General features: G+C 72.2%; 13 protein-coding genes. 10 read left to right on the top strand and 3 right to left on the bottom strand.

The genetic code is table 11. The annotated features are described in order from the left end of the window. The 5 genes from N5I75_RS16515 to N5I75_RS16495 all read left to right on the top strand — a co-directional run bounded on the left by N5I75_RS16515 (nt 1) and on the right by N5I75_RS16495 (nt 6,450). The gene (locus N5I75_RS16515) at nt 1–747 is read left to right on the top strand and encodes an IclR family transcriptional regulator (protein WP_476678260.1); all 747 of its coding nucleotides are present in this window, start codon (nt 1–3) and stop codon (nt 745–747) included. After that, on the top strand, nt 735–1,409 hold the full coding sequence (locus N5I75_RS16510; RefSeq protein WP_476678258.1) for a bifunctional 4-hydroxy-2-oxoglutarate aldolase/2-dehydro-3-deoxy-phosphogluconate aldolase: 675 nt from the start codon (nt 735–737) through the stop codon (nt 1,407–1,409). The genes N5I75_RS16515 and N5I75_RS16510 overlap by 13 nt, the downstream gene beginning before the upstream one ends. A 156-nt stretch (nt 1,410–1,565) precedes the next feature. Then, nucleotides 1,566–3,836: a serine/threonine protein kinase gene (locus N5I75_RS16505; RefSeq protein ID WP_476678256.1), complete on the top strand. Its 2,271-nt coding sequence runs from the start codon at nt 1,566–1,568 to the stop codon at nt 3,834–3,836. Nucleotides 3,837–3,955: 119 nt separating this feature from the next. Further along, nucleotides 3,956–5,140 (top strand): hypothetical protein, encoded by a 1,185-nt coding sequence (locus tag N5I75_RS16500; RefSeq protein ID WP_476678254.1) that lies wholly within the window; start codon nt 3,956–3,958, stop codon nt 5,138–5,140. Next, complete coding sequence (locus tag N5I75_RS16495) at nt 5,140–6,450, top strand: alpha-glucoside ABC transporter substrate-binding protein (RefSeq protein WP_476678252.1); 1,311 nt, start codon at nt 5,140–5,142, stop codon at nt 6,448–6,450. Before N5I75_RS16500 ends, N5I75_RS16495 begins: the two co-directional genes overlap by 1 nt. Nucleotides 6,451–6,568: 118 nt before the next feature. Here N5I75_RS16495 and N5I75_RS16490 read toward each other — a convergent pair whose 3' ends face one another. Next, the gene (locus tag N5I75_RS16490; protein WP_476678250.1) at nt 6,569–8,410 is read right to left on the bottom strand and encodes an MFS transporter; all 1,842 of its coding nucleotides are present in this window, start codon (nt 8,408–8,410) and stop codon (nt 6,569–6,571) included. 228 nt (nt 8,411–8,638) lie between these two features. Here N5I75_RS16490 and N5I75_RS16485 point away from each other — a divergent pair, with 228 nt between their 5' ends. Continuing rightward, nucleotides 8,639–10,348 carry a hypothetical protein gene (locus N5I75_RS16485; protein WP_476678248.1) on the top strand — a complete coding sequence of 570 codons (1,710 nt, stop codon included), beginning with the start codon at nt 8,639–8,641 and terminating at the stop codon, nt 10,346–10,348. Nucleotides 10,349–10,566: 218 nt separating this feature from the next. Here N5I75_RS16485 and N5I75_RS16480 read toward each other — a convergent pair whose 3' ends face one another. Then, nucleotides 10,567–13,449, bottom strand: a complete 2,883-nt coding sequence (locus N5I75_RS16480; protein WP_476678246.1) for a D-alanyl-D-alanine carboxypeptidase — start codon at nt 13,447–13,449, stop codon at nt 10,567–10,569. Between the two features lie 216 nt (nt 13,450–13,665). Here N5I75_RS16480 and N5I75_RS16475 point away from each other — a divergent pair, with 216 nt between their 5' ends. The 3 genes from N5I75_RS16475 (at nt 13,666) to N5I75_RS16465 (ending at nt 16,098) form a co-directional block, all read left to right on the top strand. Further along, on the top strand, nt 13,666–14,403 hold the full coding sequence (locus N5I75_RS16475; RefSeq protein ID WP_394431708.1) for a GOLPH3/VPS74 family protein: 738 nt from the start codon (nt 13,666–13,668) through the stop codon (nt 14,401–14,403). A 372-nt stretch (nt 14,404–14,775) separates the two neighbouring features. Next, on the top strand, nt 14,776–15,633 hold the full coding sequence (locus tag N5I75_RS16470; protein ID WP_476678244.1) for a helix-turn-helix domain-containing protein: 858 nt from the start codon (nt 14,776–14,778) through the stop codon (nt 15,631–15,633). Nucleotides 15,634–15,897: 264 nt separating this feature from the next. After that, on the top strand, nt 15,898–16,098 hold the full coding sequence (locus tag N5I75_RS16465; RefSeq protein ID WP_476678242.1) for a DUF397 domain-containing protein: 201 nt from the start codon (nt 15,898–15,900) through the stop codon (nt 16,096–16,098). 257 nt (nt 16,099–16,355) lie between these two features. Here N5I75_RS16465 and N5I75_RS16460 read toward each other — a convergent pair whose 3' ends face one another. Then, entirely contained in the window at nt 16,356–17,210 is an 855-nt protein-coding gene (locus tag N5I75_RS16460; RefSeq protein ID WP_476678241.1) for a hypothetical protein, read from the bottom strand. A gap of 104 nt (nt 17,211–17,314) precedes the next feature. Here N5I75_RS16460 and N5I75_RS16455 point away from each other — a divergent pair, with 104 nt between their 5' ends. Next, on the top strand, nt 17,315–18,109 hold the full coding sequence (locus tag N5I75_RS16455) for an SDR family oxidoreductase (RefSeq protein ID WP_476678239.1): 795 nt from the start codon (nt 17,315–17,317) through the stop codon (nt 18,107–18,109). Nucleotides 18,110–18,414 lie beyond the last annotated feature (305 nt).

Below are 18,414 nucleotides of genomic sequence, written 5' to 3'. Positions count from 1 at the left end.
GTGTCGCAGACCGTACGGCGCGCCATCGACATCCTCGAGTACGTCGCCCGGCAGCCCCGCACCCAGACCGAGGTCGGCGAGCACTTGGGCGTGCACCGGTCGACCGCGTTGCGCATCCTGGAGTCGCTCACCGACGGCGGGCTCGCGCGGCGGCTGCCCGACGGGCGGTACGCGGTCGGGCACCGGCTCGCCGGACTCGCCCAGCTCGCGCTCGAACAGTTCGGCATCAAGGACATCGCGGGCGAGCACCTGCGCGGCCTCGGTGAGCGGTGCGGGCACACCGTGCATCTCGCCGCCCTCGAAGGGCATCAGATCGTCTACGTGGACAAGATCGACCCCGTCGACGGCGTGCGGCTGTACTCGCAGATCGGGCGGCCGGTCTCCCTGCACACCGCCGGGGTCGCCAAGGCGATCCTCGCGTTCCTGCCGCGCGAGCGCGCCGACGAGCTGCTCGCCGGCTGCGACTTCGCGCCGCACACCGGCACGACGCTCACCGACCCCGTCGCGTACCGCGAGGTCCTCGACGTGACCCGGGCGCGCGGGTGGGCCGTCGACGACGGTGAGTACGAGGACTACGTGAACTGTGTCGCCGTTCCCGTCCGGGACAGCGGCGGTGACGTGGTCGCCGCCGTGTCCGTGACCTCGCTCAAGGCCAAGGCGGATCTGGCCGCCCTCGACATCGGCGTGCTGCCTGATCTGGTGGCCACCGCCGCGACGATCTCCAAGGAGTTGGGATGGCGTCCATGACCCCCCGCGCCGACACGACCCCCCAGGCCGACACGATCCCCCAGGCCGACACGACCCCCGGGGCCGACACGACCTTCGACGACCTGTTCGGCCGCGTGCCCGTCATGGCCATCCTCCGCGGCCTGTCCCCCGACAAGTCCGTCGAACTCGCCGTACGCGCCTGGGATCTCGGCATCGAGTGCGTCGAGGTGCCCGTGCAGGACGAGGCCGCCGGACGGGCGCTCGCCGCTGTCGTCGCCGCGGGGGCCGAGCGTGGCAAGGCCGTCGGCGCGGGCACCGTCACCTCCGCCGAGCGGCTGGAACGGGCGGTCGCGGCCGGGGCCGCGTTCACCGTCGCGCCCGGGTTCGACGCCGAGGTGGCGCGGGCCAGTGTCGCGGCCGGGCTGCCGCATCTGCCCGGGGTCGCCACGGCCACCGATGTGCAGGCGGCGCGGGCGATCGGGCTGACCTGGCTCAAGGCGTTCCCGGCGAGTGTGCTCGGGGTGGGGTGGTTCCGGGCGATGGCGGGGCCGTTCCCGGAGGTGCCGTTCGTGGCCACGGGTGGGATCGACGCGGGGAACGCGTCCGCTTACCTGGGGGCCGGGGCTCGGGTTGTCGCCGTCGGGTCCGCGCTGGAGGATGCGGCTCAGCTTGAGCGGCTTGCTGCCCTCTTGGCGCACTGACACGGGGCTCCGCCCCGGACCCCGCTCCTCAAACGCCGGAGGGGCTGGAAGTCCGGAGGGGCTTGATGGGCGCCGCGGACCCACCGTGTGGACCACCGAACCCACACACTCCATTCCGGGTCCCTCACCCCCACCCCGCACCTATGGTGGAACGTCATGGAGGGGGACTCCTCGGGATCGGGGCCGTTGTTCGTCATGCCGCCGCCGGGCAGGCCGCGTGACGCCGATGTCGGGCTGCCCGCGGAAGGGCCCGACGTCACGGCGTTGCCGGAGATACGGCCGCGGGACCCGGTCGAGGGCGACGCGGAGGACCGGCGGCCGGGGCTCGCGCCGGGGGCGTTGCTCGCGGGGCAGTACCGGGTGGTGCGACGGCTCGGGCTCGGCGGCATGGGGGACGTGTACCTCGCGCTCGACGAGAAGGTCGACGACCGCGAAGTCGCCGTGAAGACTCTGCGTCCGGGCCAACTGGCGCTCGCCGCGCACGCGTTGGCCGAGGAGCGGCAGGCGTTCGCCGACCTCAACCACGAGGGCATCATCCCCGTCTTCAACTACGGCAGCCACGAGGCCGTCGGCGACTTCCTCGTCCTGCCGTACGTCGACGGGCTCAACCTCGACGAGGTGCGGGCGCTGGCCCGGTTCGACCCGGCGCGGTTCGGCGAGTCCCGGTTCCACGAGTTCGTGCTCGCGTACGGGGTGCGCATCCTCTCCGCCCTTGACCATCTGCACGCACGGCCCGCCGCCCTGGTGTACGGGGATCTGAAGCCGCAGAACGTGATGCACGACGGGGCCGCCATCAAGGTCGTGGACGTCGGGTCCATCCGGGCCGCCGGGGCGCCCGGCCTGACGACGTACGGCTTCCGCGCCCCGAACGTGCGGCTGCGGCCCGGTGACGTGGCGGGCGCCAGTCAGCCGCAGGACGATCTGTTCGGGCTCGGCGAGACCCTGCGCAGGCTGTGCGGGCTCGGGGAACACGCCCGTGACCTCGGCCCCCTCGGCGCGCTCGACCGGCTGCACGAGGGCGACGCGGTCGCCGCCCGGGCCGCGCTGATGACCACCACGCCCGCGCCCAAGGGGCTCGGCCTGCTCTCTCTCGCGCGCGTGCTGCGCCGCGCCACCCGCTCCGCCCCCGCCGACCGGTTCGCCGACGCCCACGAGATGGAGGCACAACTGCGCGGCGTGTGGCGGGAGCTGCGGTCGCTGCGCACCGGGGACGAGACGTTCGAGCCGTCGCCGCTGTTCCTGCAGTCGCCGTACGCCCTCGACAGCGGGCTCGGCACCGCTCCCCCGCTGCCCCGCTGGGCCGTCCCGCCCGGCGAGGACCCGCCGGGGCCGCTGCACGAACCGCCCGCCGCCGCCGAGGCCGCCGCGAGCCTGCCCGTGCCCCGGCCCGACCCGCACGACGACCACCACGCCGAACTCAGCCGCCTCGCCGACGCCGACCCGGCCGCGCTGCTGCAGAACACCGCCGACTGGCGCGCCTCCCCCGAAGTGCACCTGCTGCGCTGCCGGCTGACCCTCCGCGTCGCCCTGCGCGGCGAGCGGGACCCGGCCGGGCTGGAACTCGCCGAGCAGGAGCTGCGCGCCGCCGTCGACGCCATAGGAGCGCAGCGGGCGCGGCACGACTGGCGCGTCGACTGGCACCGCGGCCTGCTCGCGCTCGCCCACGACGACGTCGTCATGGCCCGCGACCACTTCGACCAGGTCTACGGGGCGATCCCCGGCGAGTACGCGCCCAAGCTGGCCCTCGGCCACTGCGCCGAGCGGCTCGGCCGCCACCACCAGGCGCTCGAACTGTACGAGGCCGTGCGGCTGCGCAACCCCTCGCTCGGCAGCGCCGCGTTCGGGGCGGCGCGGGCGCGGCTCGCGCTCGGCGGGCCGCGCGCCAGCGCCGCCGCGATCGAGGCCCTGGACGCGGTGCCGCAGCACTCCCGGCACCGTACGGCCGCCCGCACCGCCACGGTCAGGGTCGCCGTCGAGTACGCGGCGGGCACCGACTCGCTCGGCGCCGCCCTGGTCCGCCTCTCCCGCCTGTTCACCGAGCACGGCCTCACCGACGAACCGGCCCGCGTACGGATGAAGGCCGAGGTGTGGGAGGCGGCGCAGCAGCTCGTGGCGGGCCGGATCATCGACGCGGACGGGCTGCGGCGGCTCGCCCGGGAGACGGCGGCCCGGGACGACGCGGCGCTCGACGCGGGCGCGCGGCTCCTCTTCCCCGACCACGAGCGGGCCCTGGGCCGGGACCTGTCCCGCTTCTACCTCTTCCTCGCCCGCCAGGCCGCCCGCTCGCCGGACCTGCCGCACGCCGACCGCATAGCCGAGCGCCTCCTCGACCGCGCCTACCTGGTGCGGCCCCTCGCCCTGCGCCACCACCGCGAGCGCCGCCCCCTGCACGTCCTGCTGCGCCCCCTGTACCGGCGGTCCGGATGAACGCCCGACCGCGCCCGCGTACGGCGGACGGGACGGCGAGGCGACTGCGCCCGCGGGCGGCGGACGGGAGCCGACCGACACCATCACGGTCGCTTCCACGACCACGAGTACGACCACGCGTGCGACCACGACCACGACCACAGGCGCAATCCCCGTCGCGCCCGCGCCAGCGCTCCGTCCCCGCCTGGCTCCTCGTCCTGCGCCGCCTCCTGTGGCCGCCCTCCGACCGCGTCCGCAACCGCAGCTACCTGCGGGACCGGCTCATCGCGCTGCCGCTGCTCGCCGTCGTCGCCTTCACCACGCTCGGCTGGGCCTACGCCGACGTGCGCGACGACTCCGCCGCCATCCGCACCCAGCTCGCACCCGCCCTCGGCGACCTGGCCGACGCCCGTATCTCGCTGCGGATCGCCCAGCGCGAGGCCGAGGTCAGCCTCGACGCGGGGGACGCGGTGGAGCTGTCCGGGCTCGGCCCCCGCTACGCCGCCCGCACCGGCGCCGCCGCCCAGGACATCGCCCGGCTCTCCCGGGGCGGCGCGTTCACCGAGGCGCAGCGCCAGGAGCTCGACGTCGTCTCCGGACTCATCGACGGCTACGAGGAGTGGATCGCCTGGGCCCGGACGAACGTGGGCAACCCCTCCCTGCGCAGGGCCGGGCTCACGTACGCGCAGAGCATGCTCTGTTCCGACGCCGCCGCCCGTCCCGCCACGGACCGGCACGCCCCCTACCCGCCGTGCGGGGTGGCGCGGGGCAACGACGCCACGACCGTCGTCGACCGGATCGCCGCTCTGGAGGGCGAACTCCACGTCCGCCTCGCCGAACGCGCGACGCTCGGCCCCGGGGTGCTGACCGCGGTCGCCGTCTCGCTCGTGTCCTTCACGCTGCTGTCGGTGGGGCTGTGGCGCACGCTCGTCCTCCTGCGCCGCCGGATGCGCATCCGGGTGAGCGTGCCCCTCGTCGCCGCGGCGCTGCCGCTGCTCCTCGTGCCGTGGGTGGTCGCCGACGGGGCGCGGGCGTGGCAGGCGCAGCGCGACGCCGTGCCGTACGCGCGCGTGCTCGCGGACGAGGCGTCGCCGACCGTCGAGGTCGCCCTGGACGAGGACCCCCTCGCCGCGCCCGCGCCGACCGCGATCCGCCCGGCGACGGCGCGCATGGAGCGGACGGTGGCACGGGGCCGGTTCGGTGACATCGGGTCGTTCGCGGGCTGGGTCGCGCCGGCGGGGCTCGTGACCGGCGGAGTCCTCGCGGGCGCGCTGCACGTCTACCGACGGGAGTACTTGGTGGTCGGCCGGGGCGGGAGCACATGATGAACCGGACACGACGCGTCCTGCGGCTGCTCCTCGCCGCCTGTCTCCTGGGGATCGCCGTGCTCAGCGGCGGCTGCTCCTCCGAGGACGCCGATGACGCTGACAGCCGCCAGATCGTCGTGCTCGGCCCGTGGACGGGACCGGAGGGCGACGCGTTCGAGCGGATCCTCGACGACCTGTCCAAGGGCTCCGGGCACCACTACGTCTACAAGGGCACCCGCTCGCTGCGCGAGACGCTCGTCGCGCAGTTCGCCGCCGACGCGCCGCCGGACGTCGCGATCCTCAACAGCATCGGCGAGCTCACCGAGTACGCCACCCAGAACAAGCTCAAGCGCCTCGACCAGTCCACCGCCGAACGCGCCTACCCGCCCTGGTCCCCGGGGCTGATGGTCGAGGGCAGGCTCCGGACGTTCTGGGTGCCGCTCAAGGTAGACCTGAAGTCCCTGGTGTGGAGCGACAAGAAGGCGTCGGACGCCCGTCCCCGCTGGTGCGTGGGCATGGCGGCGCAGGCCACGTCCGGGTGGCCCGGCACCGACTGGGTCGAGGACATCCTGCTGCACCAGGCGGGCCCGGAGACGTACGAGCGGTGGGCGACCGGGCAGCTGAACTGGGCCAGGTCGCCCGAGGTGCGGCGGGCCTTCACCACGTGGGGGAAGCTCCTTGACGACGGCGGGCCCCGGGGCTCGGCCGTGGAACGCGCCCTGACCATGTCGTTCTGGGGCACGCCAGGCCCGCGCGACCCGGACGGCGACCCGCGCGGTCTGCTCGGCGGTTCGATGCCCGGCTGCACGCACGAGCACCAGGGCTCGTTCGTGCGGTACGTGTACGCGACGCGGAGCGACATCCGGCTCGAGCCCGCGGCCCCCTACCTGAGGGGCTCGGCCGCCTACGGCAAGGCGTTCGAGGTGTCGGGCGACATGGCCGCCGTGCTCACCGACACCCCGGGCGCGCAGGAGCTGGTCAAACGCCTGACCGACGAGGAAGGACGCAAGAAGTGGTCACAGGCGGCCACGGAGCACCTGCGCCCGTTCTTCCCCGACCGCTCGGACCCCCGGCCCGACGACAACGCGGCGGCGCACGCGATCGCCTCCATCCTCACCGACGAGAACAACACGCTCTGCTTCGACGCCTCGGACGTGATGGAGCCGGTGCTGCGCGACGCGTTCTACCGCGCGGTCCTGGAGTACTTCCGCGCGAGGGACCCCGAGACGCTGAAGAAGCTGCTCGGCCAGCTGGAGACGGTGCGCACGGAGATCGCGGCGACGCGGACGCCGGAGGGCATCCGCCCGCCGACGGACATCTGCCGCTGAGCCGCTGCTTCAGCCGCCGACGGACACCTGGCCCCTGAGCCGCTGCCTCAGCCGCCGACGGACACCTGGCCCCTGCGCCGCTGCCTCGACCGCCGACGGACACCAGGCCCCCGCGCCGCTACTTCAGCTCCTCCGGGCAGGGCGTGCCCCGCGACCACCACACGTAGGGCGCGGCCAGGTGGTACGTGCCCGCGCGCGGGGCGATCAGCTCGGTCCACTGATCGCCGAAGTCGTCCTCCTCGGTCTCCAGGAGGCAGCCGTGCTCGTTCTCGTACCGCCTCGGCGCCTCTTCGTCGCTCTCCCGCGCCTGCTTCGACGCCTCGGTCTCCTGCGGGGCGTCAAGGGCCTTGCCGTCCCCGTCGACGACCGCGAGCCACGGCGAGTACGGGACGCGGACGAGGACGCGGCCCGGCTTGGTCACCTCAAGGGTCAGCTCGGCCTGCTCGGCGGCGTCCACGGTCGCGTTCGGCTCGGCCATCGGCGTCGGGTCCGTCATGGCGAAGAGCTGCCAGTTGTCGTCGCCCCACACCTGCTTGAGGTAGGGCAGGCCGCGCTGGACCAGCTCCCGCTCGCGCTCGCCGCCGTCCCCGTCGGGCGCGCCCTTGGGCAGGACCACGTAGTGCACGGCCCAGCGCTTCAGCCACTCGTGGTAGTTCGCCGAGTTGAGCGTGTCGTCGTAGAAGAGCGGGTTGCGCTTCATGTCGGCCTGCCGGGTCCAGCCGCGCGCCAGGTTCACGTACGGGGCGAGGGCGGACGCCTCGCGGTGCGAGCGGGCGGGGACGACCTCGACGCGGCCGCGCTCGGCCTTGACCTCCTGCAGCTCGTTGACGAGCGGGGCGAGTTCGCGGGCCCAGGAGGCGGCGGGGACGGTGTGCACGACGTCGTAGACCATCTTGCCGCCGACCCAGCCGTTGAAGCCGATGAACGCGATCACGACGACGTACCACTTGCGCGAGCGGGGCACGGTGAACGGCAGGACGGCGAGGAGCGCGACGCCCGCGAAGAGCATCGGCAGCCGCGTGATGTTGGTGCCGATCTGCGAACTGATCAGCCAGACGCCGAGCACGGCCAGCAGGTAGACGGCGGAGGTGATCCGGACCGTCTTCCACCGCTTCGGCACGAGGAGGAGGACGAGGACGCCGTAGACGAGCGGAAGCAGCGCCGACCAGAACGACATCGGCTGCGTGCCCGAGAACGGGAACAGCCACGCCGAGAGCCCGACGACGACGGCGGGCGCGATCCCGAGCGCGTACGCCCCGGGCCGCCGCTTCTGCAGGAACAGCGCGACCGCGACGAGCCCGACGAACAGGCCCGCCACCGGCGAGGACGCCGTCGCGAGCGCGGCGAGCGGCGCGGCGACGGCGGCCTTCGCCCACCGCTTGTACCGCCACCGGTAAGGCCAGCAGAACACCGCCGCGACCGCCGCGAGCCCGAACAGCATCCCGAGCCCGAAGGTGACGCGCCCGGAGGCGGAGTTGCACAGCAGGGCGAAGACCCCGGCGAGCGCGGGCCACAGGGGCCGCGCGAGGACCCGCGTACGGATCAGGACAAGCGTCAGCAGGGTGGCGGAGAGCGTGCCCGCGATCATCATCGTCGTCCGGACACCGAGCACCGACATCAGATACGGCGACACCACGCTGTACGAGACCGGGTGCATGCCGCCGTACCAGGCGAGGTTGTACGCGGAGTCGGGGTGGCGGCCGACGAACTCGGCCCACGCGTCCTGCGCGGCGAGGTCGCCGCCGCTGTTCGCGAAAGTGAAGAACCAGACGAGGTGCAGCACCGCGGCGACGGCGGTGGCGACGACGATCGGGTGCGCCTCGGCGCGCGCGAGCCAGGAGGACGGCCTCCGGCCGCCGTCGCCGTGGACGGGGCGGGCGGGCCCCTCCGGCTGCCGTATTCGTACGCTCCCGGCGTCCGGCCCGTCGCCGCCGGCGCGCGTCGGCTCCGCTGTCGTCACTGCTGACACTCCCGTACGTACCGTCTTACCGACCGAGGGAACGTCCCGGTCCTGCCCCGGTCTCGCGACGCTAGCACGGGCGGCGCGGGAGCGGCCCGGTCGCCCGCGCCCCTCCGCGCCCCTCCTCCTCCGGGCGGAGGCCCAACCCTTCCGGGCCCGGCACACTCTTCCCTAGCGCCCCGCCCATGGACCGACGATCACGTCCCCGACCCGAGACGGACACGCTCAGTGCACTCCACCGAACTGCCCGCCCCGGGCGACGCACTCGCCGCCGCCCTCCCCGGCCCGCGCCCCGCGCCGTGGCACGTCCGCCTCCGGGTGCCGCTCCTGGTCACCGCGTGCGCGCTGCCGCTCTACGGGCTGTGGTGGGCGGTCTTCGCGACCGGCGGCGGCGACCTCGCGGCGCAGGTGGCGTGGGCGGAGTTCGCGCGGCAGTACCCGGGCTACGCGTACAACCTCTTCTGGTACGGCGGCCTGCACACGGCGAACTACAGCGTGATCTCGCCCTACGTGATGGCGGCCATCGGCGTCGTCCCGATGACGCTGCTCTCCGGGCTCGCGTCCTCCTGGCTCGCCGGGGCGCTGATGCTGCACGCCAAGGTCCGCCGCCCCCTCGCACCGGCGCTGGTCCTCGCCTTCTGCCTCTGGTGCCAGGTCGTCTCGGGCCGCTCCACCTTCATGCTGGGCGTGGCGCTCGGCCTGGCCGCGCTCGTCGTCCTCATCGGCGGACGCGGCGCCCCGCGCCTCGCGGCCTCGGCGCTGTGCGCGGCGCTCGCGACGATGGCCAGCCCGGTCGCCGGCCTGTTCCTCGTCGTGGTCGGGGCCGCGCACCTGCTGACCCGCGACGGGAGCCGGGCGGCGGTCCTGCTCGCGCCGCCGGTCGTCGTCGTGGCGCTGACGACCTGGCTGTTCCCGTTCAAGGGCGAGCAGCCGATGCCGTTCGGGCGGATCTGGCCGCCGCTGCTGTTCTGCGCGGTGATCCTGCTGACGGCCCCGCGGGCGTGGCGTCTCCTGCGGTGGGGGACGGGCGTGTACGGGCTCGGGGTCGTCCTCACCTTCTTCATCGCCTCGCCGGTCGGCACGAACGTCGAACGCCTCACGGAACTGGGCGCGCCGGTCGCACTCCTTGTGATCGCGACGGACCGGTACGGCCGGCGGGCTTCCGTGCCGGGCGGCTGGTTCACGGCACGGCGCCGGAGCGCGCTCTGCGGCCTGGCGCTCCTGCTCTCCCTCACCTGGCTCACGGGGAAGACGATCGCCGACATAGCGGCCAACACGAAGGTCCCGGCCTGGGCCGTGCAGACCGACGGCGTCGTCTCCGAGCTCAAGCGCCTCGGCGCGCAGCGCACCCGCGTCGAGGTGGTCCCCGCCCGCGACCACCGGGAGGCGGCCATCCTCGCCCCGTACATAAACATGGCGCGGGGCTGGAACCGGCAGGCCGACGTCGAGCGCGGCCGTCTCTTCTACGGCGGACGCGAGGGGACGGACGTGCCCGAGGGCTCGTTCACGTCCGCCTCCTACCGCGCCTGGCTCTCCCACTGGGCGGTCGGCTACGTGGTCCTGCCCAAGGGCGCGCCCGACGGCCCGGCCACACTGGAACACGCTCTGGTCAGGAGCGAGCCGCCCTATCTGAAGCTGCTCTGGCACGACGCCAACTGGCAGATCTACGGGGTCCGGGACGCGGTGCCGCTCGTCGACCCGCCCGCCACGGTGGCCAGCTCCGACGGGGCCAACCTCGTCGTGTCGATGCCGCGGGCCGGCTCGGTCACCGTACGGATCGCCTACTCGCCCTGGCTGTGGGCGGACGCGGGGTGCCTGGCGCCGTCCGGGGAGTTCACGCGGCTCACGGTGGAGCAGCCGGGGAAGGTCCGGATCACGTCGGCGTACCGGGGGCCGAAGGGCAAGGAGATGCCGCGGTGCCCGGAGGTACGGCGGTGAGGGGCGGGCGGCGTCGGCGGTAACGGGCCGCGCCCGCTGATCGCCGGGGAGTCGGCTGATCAGCGGGCGCGGTCTTCGGGGTTCTCCGTCCGGGTTCTCCGTCCGGGTTCTCCGTCGGGGTTCTCCGTCGGGGTTCTCCGTCTGGGTTCTCCGTCTGGGTTCTCCGTCTGGGTTCTCCGTCTGGGTTCTCCGTCTGGGTTCTTTTTTGCGTCGGGGGGTCAGCCGATCCTGCGGATCTTCGCGCCGAAGCCCGGCTCGGCGAGGTCCTTCTGCAGTGCCACGGGGACCTCGACGGCGGTGGCGTCGTTCTTGCCGTCGCCGACGCTCAGGACGCCGACCACGGTGCCCGCCTTCGCCGTGTGCGGGAGCGTTTCGCCCGTCTTGCCGTCCAGCTTCAGACGGACGGTCAGACCGGACCAGCCGACCGCGGAGACGTCCTTGGTGGCGACGACCGGCGTGGTCCCGCCGAGACCGTCGTCGACCTCACCGACGACATCGCCCTTCTTCACGATGGTCTTCGCGGTGAGCGCCTCCTGACCGGACTCGATCAGCTTCCTGACGACGCCGGTGACCTCGTCGATGTTGGCGGTGCCGTTCTGGCCGTACTGGCCGAGGGCCGCGCCGATGATCGTCTGGGTCTCGCCGCCGACCTTCTTCTCCGCGGCGAAGAGGATGTTGCCGCCGGCCGCGGTGGTCGTACCGGTCTTGATACCGATGGCGACGGTGGGGACGAGCCCGAAGAAGTTCTTCTGCTTCTCTCCGTTCAGGTCCACGTAGCTGGGCTGGCGGGAGATCTCCTTGAAGACCGGGTTCTCCATCGCGGCGCGGCCGAGCTTCACCAGGTCGTCGGCGGTGGAGACGGTCGTCTTGTCGAGTCCGCTCGGGTCGGTGTAGGTGGTGTTCTTCATCCCGAGGTCGTCGGCCATCTTGTTCATCTTGTCGACGAACGCGTCCTCGGAGGACTTCCCGGTGTCCCAGCGGGCCAGCAGCTTGGCGACGTTGTTCGCCGACGGGAGCATGACCGCCTGGAGCGCCTCGTACTCGCTGAGCTGCTGCCCCTCGGTGACCTTCACCACCGACTCGTTCTCGGCCTTGCCGGTCTCGTAGTGCTTCTGCGCCGCCGCGTCGACCGGGATCTTCGGACCCTTCTCACCCGTCTTGAGCGGGTGGTCCCGCAGGATGAGATAGACGGTCATGACCTTGGCGATGCTCGCGATCGGTACGGGCTTCTGCGTACCGGACGTGCCGAACGTGCCGATGCCGTTCACGTCCATCGCCGCCTGGCCCTGGCCGGGCCACGGCACCGACGGCTTGTCGCCCTCGAAGGAGACGGAACTCTTCGCGGTCAGATCGAGCGTCGGGGTCGGCAGCGGACGCACGACCTGTACGACTGCAAAGATCACGATCAGGAGCAGGACGAGCGGCGTCCAGATCTTGACCCGCCGCACGGTGGTACGGACCCGGGTCTCCGGGGGCGGCGGCGTGTTGGTCAGCTCGGCGAGCAGGTCGAGCGGGGGCTTGGGGGGGAGGGGCTGCTGGGTGGTGCGTTCGGCGGGGGCGGGGGCGCCGGGGGCGCCGGGAGCGGGTGCGGTTGTGCCCGGGGCGCCGGGGGCGGGTGTAGCGGCCTTGCCCTTGTCCGCGGCCTTGTCGTCCAGCGGCTTGAGCGGCACGAACTTGCTGGTCCGCTCGGCCTCGCTCTCCTTGGCCGGCTTGGCACCGGGCTTGGCGCCGGGGGCCTTGAGCATGGTGGTGGGCTGGTCGACCGGGGGTGCGACGGCCTTAAAGACGGCGGTGGCCTGATCGACCCCCTGCGTTTCGCCGGCGGGCTCGGCATCGGCCTTGGCGTCCTTGCCGGGTACGGGCTCGGGCTTGCCCGGCGCTCCCTCGGCGACGTCCGCGCCGGGCTTGGCGCCGGGGGCCTTGGATACGGCGCCGGCCGCGGGCTTGGCGTCCTCCGCGTCGCCGCCGGCGGGCTTCACCGCGTCGGCCCCGGCATCGGCCTTCGCCGGGGCAGCCTCAGCGGGCGCACCCGGCTTGGCGTCCTCGGGGGCAGCGTCAGCAACCGACTCCGGCTGAGCCTTCTCGGCGGCGCCGTCCGCAACCTCGGCACCAGCCCCGCCGGACTTCACCGCGCCGGCCCCGGCATCGGCCTTCCCCGGGGCAACCTTGGCGGACGCCTCCGGCTTGGCGTCCTCGGGGGCAGCGTCAACGGGCGACTCCGGCTGAGCCTTCTCGGCGGCGCCGTCCGCAACCTCGGCACCAGCCCCGCCGGACTTCACCGCGCCGGCCCCGGCATCGGCCTTCCCCGGGGCAACCTTGGCGGACGCCTCCGGCTTGGCGTCCTCGGGGGCAGCGTCAACGGGCGACTCCGGCTGAGCCTTCTCGGCGGCGCCGTCCGCAGGCTCGGCGCCCTCGGCACCGGCCCCGCCGGACTTCGCCGCGCTGGAGGCGCTGACCGCCGGTTCGTCGACGTCAGCGCTGGACACCGACTCAGCGCCCTTGCTGCCAGCGGCGCCGGACACCGACTCACGGTCCTCACCGTCAGCGGCGCCGGACACCGGCTCGGGGCCCTGGGCATCGGCCGCGCTGGAAACCGACTCGGGGTCTTCGCCATCGGCCGCGCTGGAACCCGACTCGGGGTCTTCGCCATCGGCCGCGCTGGAACCCGACTCGGGGTCTTCGCCATCGGCCGCGCTGGAATCCGGCCCGGTCCTGTCCGCCCCAGCGGCTTCGCCCGGCTCGGGCTCATCCCGCTCACCGGCGGAGCCCTTTGCATCCGCGTCGTCCGCCGCGCCGTCCCCCGGCCCGGCCGTACCGACCCAGGCCGCCACAGCGGCGCGGAGCCGCTCGTCCCCGGGCTCACCCGCGGACGCGGACCCCGTACCGGAGTCCGAGCCCGTCTCCGAACCGGAACCGGAACCGGAACCGGAACCGGATTCCGCCTTCGCCACGTCCCGGACGGAGAACACCGCCGTCGCCTGATCCACACCACGCGCCGACGGAGTCTCCCGCGCCACCGCGAGGCGCGGGTCCTGTTCGTCCCGGGCCGGGCCGCCCGACGCCTTCTGCTCTTCGCCCGACCTGTCCGGGGTCCCCGCCACCGATGCCTCCTCGACCACTCACCACTAAGCGCCGGACAGGCCGATCCTGCCCGGCGGCCCTGTCCGAACCATGTACCAGTGTCCTGTGTGGGGGCTTAACCCCCGTGGTAGACGAGAACGACATACCTACTGGTTCCCGTCCAAAGCCCCCACGCACTCTCGACAGACCAATGTGAGAGGGGTCACCCTGTCATTCATCCACGCGGGGAGGCATGGATGGGCAGGAGCCGCAGAACACTTCCGGAGGAGCTTCTGCTGCTGGCGCTGGACCCGACCACGGGTACCACCGCACAGCCGCAGTCGCTCGACCTAGGTCTGGCCGGAGCACAGCTAGTAGAGCTGGCGCTGGCCGGACGGATAGCCCCAGACGGGGATCGTATCGCCGTGGTGGCACCACGGCCGACCGGAGATCCGACTCTGGACTGCGCGTTGGAGTTGCTGCGAAGGCGCGGCGCTCCTGTGCGGGCGGTCCACTGGATTGGCGGGCCGCGTCTCGGGCTGCGCCAGACCTACCTCTCGCACCTGGAGCGGTGCGGCATGGTGCATGCCGTGGCGGGCCAGATGTGCGGGGTACTGCCGACGACTCGCTATCAGGCGACGGACACGGCGATCAGCCGGGAGATCAGGTCCCGGCTGGATTCAGCGATCCGTACCGGCGTACCGCCGGACCCACGGACCGCGGCGCTCGCCGCGCTGGCCCATGCGGTCGGTCTCGGCAAGCACCTGTACCCGGGCAATGAGGGACGTTCGTCCCGCTCGCGGCTACGGGACCTGATCAGGCACGACCCGATGGGCGGCCTCGTGGCACACGCCGTGATGGACGTCCAGAACGGTGTGGCCGCTCAGCCACGCCGCTCGCCCGCCGCCCCGGCGGGACGGGGAGCACCGGAGCCCGCCAGGGGGGTTCCGATGCAGCCGCGCCACGGTTCCATGGCCCGCGCCGTGGCCCACTAGGCACCGGCGGCACCAGGCACGACCGCACACCGCAGAACCGCACCACCCGCATCACCATCAACACCCGCAAGAACCCGCAACAGCGCCGCGCCGCAGTCCCCACGACCCGGTCCGGGAGCCGCTGTACCGCGCGGGGCGATGATCCGGACGTCCGTGAACAGTGACGGGCAGACGGCCATCGCCCCGCGCGGTCGCGTTCGTACAGCCAGCCCGAGCGGGCAGCCCGAGCGGGCAGTCCACGTGGGCAGCCCGTGCGGGCCGTCCGTACACACATCCGCTGTTTCCCAGCGACAAAGGCTTCCGAGTGGCAATCTGCTGAGCAGCAGATACGCAACGTACAAAAAGATGCACGCAGCCGGAGGTGCACGTCCCGTGGCGTCCAACGTCAATCCCACCGTCAGGCGACGCCGGTTGGGCCAGGAGCTGCGCAGGCTCCGTGAGCTCAAGGGCATGACCGCCGAAGAGGTCGCCGAGCGCCTGCTGGTGTCGCAGTCGAAGATCAGCCGCCTGGAGAACGGGCGGCGCAGCATCAGCCAGCGCGACGTACGCGATCTGTGCGGGGTCTACGAGGTCGAGGACCACCGGATCGTCGAATCGCTGATGCAGATGGCCAAGGACTCGCGCCAGCAGGGCTGGTGGCACTCCTTCGGCGACATCCCCTACAGCGTCTACATCGGCCTGGAGACGGACGCCGCGAGCCTGCGCGTCTACGATCCGCAGGTCGTGCCCGGCCTGCTGCAGACCCGCGGCTACGCGGAGGCGCTCATCAACGGCGCGCTGCCGGAGACGACGCCGCAGGACATCGAGAAGCGCGTCCAGGTCCGGATGCGCCGGCAGGAGCGCATCCAGGCGCCGGACAACCCGCTGCGCCTGTGGACGGTGCTCGACGAGGCGGCGCTGCGCCGGCTCGTCGGCGGCAGGAACATCATGCGCGAGCAGCTGGAGCATCTGGTCGAGCAGTCGCAGCTGCCGCACGTGACGGTCCAGGTGATCCCGTTCGACATGGGCGCGCACCCGGGTCTCAACGGGCAGTACGCGATCCTGGAGTTCCCCGACGCGGCGGATTCCAGCGTCGTCTACATCGAGGGCGTCACCAGTGACCTGTATCTGGAGAAGGCCAACGATGTCCAGAAGTACAGCGTCATGTACGAGCACTTGCGCGCACAGGCGCTGAATGTGGAGCAATCCCGGCAGTTCATCTCGGAGATCGCCAAGGAGTACGCGCGCTGAGACCACGCGCGCCGAAGGCCGGATTCCCCTCCGCAGGACCAGAATTGCAGGCCTCCGAGGCAAGGGCGCCGCACGGTACACCTACTCCTCGGAGGAATGGAAGACTCCCATGGAATATGCCATCCGGTCGGGTGAATGCCCGCTTCACGTAACCGGGTTGGCGAGTAGCGTCGATCACGCCATCAAGACAACATCGTTGGCGAGAACCGCTCTGGACCTCCAGGCGGGGATGCATTCGACCACCGGCTGAAAAGCGGAGCAATCATGGCAATCCAGCAGGGCGCCACGGAATCCTGGGTCAAGTCCTCCTATTCCACGGGGAACGGCGCGTGCGTAGAGGTCCGGTCTCCCGAACTGCGCGCGATCGCGGTGCGGGACTCCAAGGTCGACGAAGGCCCGTCGATCGACTTCGGCCCCGAGACGTGGACCGCGTTCGTGCGGAGGGTGAGCACGGGTTCGTTCTAAAGGACGAGGAACGGCACAACAACCGCACAAGCACCATCTGCACCACAGGCACAAATGCACCACAGGCACCACAGGCACAAATGCACCACAGCACCACCCAGCACCACCCAGCACCGCCCAGCACTATTCAGCAGCAGTGCAGTGCAGTGCAGTGCAGTACAGGCACCACCGTGGGAGCCCTCTCGACTGGCCCGCCGTCCCGGCCGAGGGGGCTCGGCTTGTGCCCGGACGTCTCGCGAAAGCCGTCAGAGTCTTCGCTACCGCAATTGATCCACGTAGCGATCGGTCCCCGGCACGGTGGGTATGAACGGCGCCAAGAGCTCCACCCGCGCCCCGAGCCCCGCCCCGGCCACCTGCTCGGGGAGCCTCGCGAACCGTTCTCGCCAGCAGTCGCGCGGGTCGGCCTCCAGGAACCACAGCAGCGTCAGGCGGGTGTCGATGCCCTCGACCTGCTTCACGTAGGTCATCCGGTCGCCCGGCAGCGGGGTGGGCCGGAAGACGGTGACCATCGCGGCGGGTGACCCGCCCAGAACACCGGGCAGATGCCGCGAGCACAGCCACTCCACCACCTCGGGACGCCGCTCACCTCGCTCGACATCGATGACCTCCAGGACGAGGCCCGCGTAGGGATGGTCGAGGGCGTGGAAGTCGCGCGGCCCGGTGGCCCCGTCCCGGTAGACCGTCGCCTCGTGGTCCTGGAACGCGGTGAAGACGTGGGTGCGCTCCTGATGGACGCGGCCGTCGCGGTTGAGCCGCTTGTTGATGCCGACGGTCCACTTCATGTGGTCGTCGTAGCGCCCCTCGGTGATCCAGTACGTGGAGAGGTAGCACCCGGCGGTGACGGGTTCGGCGACGGCCGACTTCTCGGGGAGGCGCAGGAGTTGCAGGTCCCGCGTCGCGACCCAGCGCCGCCCGGCGAACATCCAGGGCATCGCCATCGCGCCGGCGTAGTAGTGATCGTCCTCGTACCAGCGGTTGTACGCGTACTCGTGCCCCGGGTGCGGTTCCACCATGGTGATCAGGGCGTGGCCCGGGTGGACGCCGTAGGGCCCGAGGGCCGCCAGCTCCGCGTAGGTCTCGCTCCGGGTACCTGATCCGGACCCCGTGTCCATACGAACGACCCCTCCTTCTCCTGCTTCACGTGTCTTCCGTACTCGACGCGTCGCCCATACTCTGACGGGCCGTCAGACAGATGGCCAGACTCGGGAGGGCCCCAATGGGCGCAGGTGAGCTGCTCGCCGGGAAGACCGTGATCGTCTCGGGGGTCGGGGCGGGGCTCGGCCATCAGGTGGCGGCGGCCGTGGTGCGGGACGGCGGCAACGCGGTGCTCGGCGCACGCACGGAGGCGAACCTCGCGAAGGCGGCGGCCGAACTGGACCCGGAGGGCGCCCGGACCGCGTACCGGGCAACGGACATCGGGGACGAGGCGCAGTGCGAGGCGTTGGCGGCGCTCGCGCGGGAGCGGTTCGGCGGCCTTGACGCGGTGGTGCACGTGGCGGCGTGGGACAGCTACTTCGGCGGCCTGGAGGACGCGGACTTCGAGACGTGGCGCCAGGTCATCGACGTGAACCTGCTCGGCACCCTGCGGATGACCCGGGCCTGTCTGCCCGCGCTGAAGGAGCGCGGCGGCGCGGTCGTCATCATCGGGACGCAGTCGGCGGTGGCCGCTCCCTCGCAGGTGCGGCAGGCGGCGTACGCGGCGTCGAAGGGGGCGCTGACCAGCGCGATGTACTCACTGGCACGCGAGCTCGGACCGCACCGGATCCGGGTCAACACGGTGCTGCCGGGCTGGATGTGGGGCCCGCCGGTGCAGGCGTACGTCCAGTTCACGGCGCACAGCGAGGGCGTGCCGGAGAACGAGGTACTGATGCGGCTCACCGAGCGAATGGCGCTGCCGGAGCTGGCCACCGACGGCGACGTGGCGGAGGCGGCGATCTTCCTGGCGTCGGACCGCGCGCGAGCGATCACGGGCCAGCAACTCCTGGTGAACGCAGGAGAATTGATGCGCTGAAGGAACCACCTCTTTGCCTCATGTGACGGCCGCACGGGACCCGCATCCCGTGCGGCTGTTCGCGTGTGTGCGACTACTGACGAAGTGCCCGCTCATGGTGTGGGCGGCGTCACGTTCACGACAACTCCCCGTCGAGTAACGAAAAAGCAAAATCGTTCGACTTGCTGATCTGGGTTCACATCCATGACCCATGGGGCTCTTGACCGGCTGCCCGAACAAGCGGTTCAATCCCGGAAGTCCCCACTCCCGCAAGGGGGCGCCCGCTGGAACGGACGTACTGACGAAGAGCCGCAACGTTCACAAGG

The sequence above is a fragment of the Streptomyces sp. R818 genome, assembly GCF_056172735.1.
The sequence above is the reverse complement of the archived record's forward strand: the minus strand, read 5'-3'. Positions and strand labels throughout refer to the sequence as shown.

Coding starts and splice junctions, on each gene's coding strand:
- N5I75_RS16510 (WP_476678258.1), top strand. CDS start 735: ATGGCGTCCATGACCCCCCGCGCCGACACGACCCCCCAGGCCGACACG.
- N5I75_RS16505 (WP_476678256.1), top strand. CDS start 1,566: ATGGAGGGGGACTCCTCGGGATCGGGGCCGTTGTTCGTCATGCCGCCG.
- N5I75_RS16495 (WP_476678252.1), top strand. CDS start 5,140: ATGAACCGGACACGACGCGTCCTGCGGCTGCTCCTCGCCGCCTGTCTC.
- N5I75_RS16475 (WP_394431708.1), top strand. CDS start 13,666: ATGGGCAGGAGCCGCAGAACACTTCCGGAGGAGCTTCTGCTGCTGGCG.
- N5I75_RS16465 (WP_476678242.1), top strand. CDS start 15,898: ATGGCAATCCAGCAGGGCGCCACGGAATCCTGGGTCAAGTCCTCCTAT.
- N5I75_RS16460 (WP_476678241.1), bottom strand. CDS start 17,210: ATGGACACGGGGTCCGGATCAGGTACCCGGAGCGAGACCTACGCGGAG.
- N5I75_RS16455 (WP_476678239.1), top strand. CDS start 17,315: ATGGGCGCAGGTGAGCTGCTCGCCGGGAAGACCGTGATCGTCTCGGGG.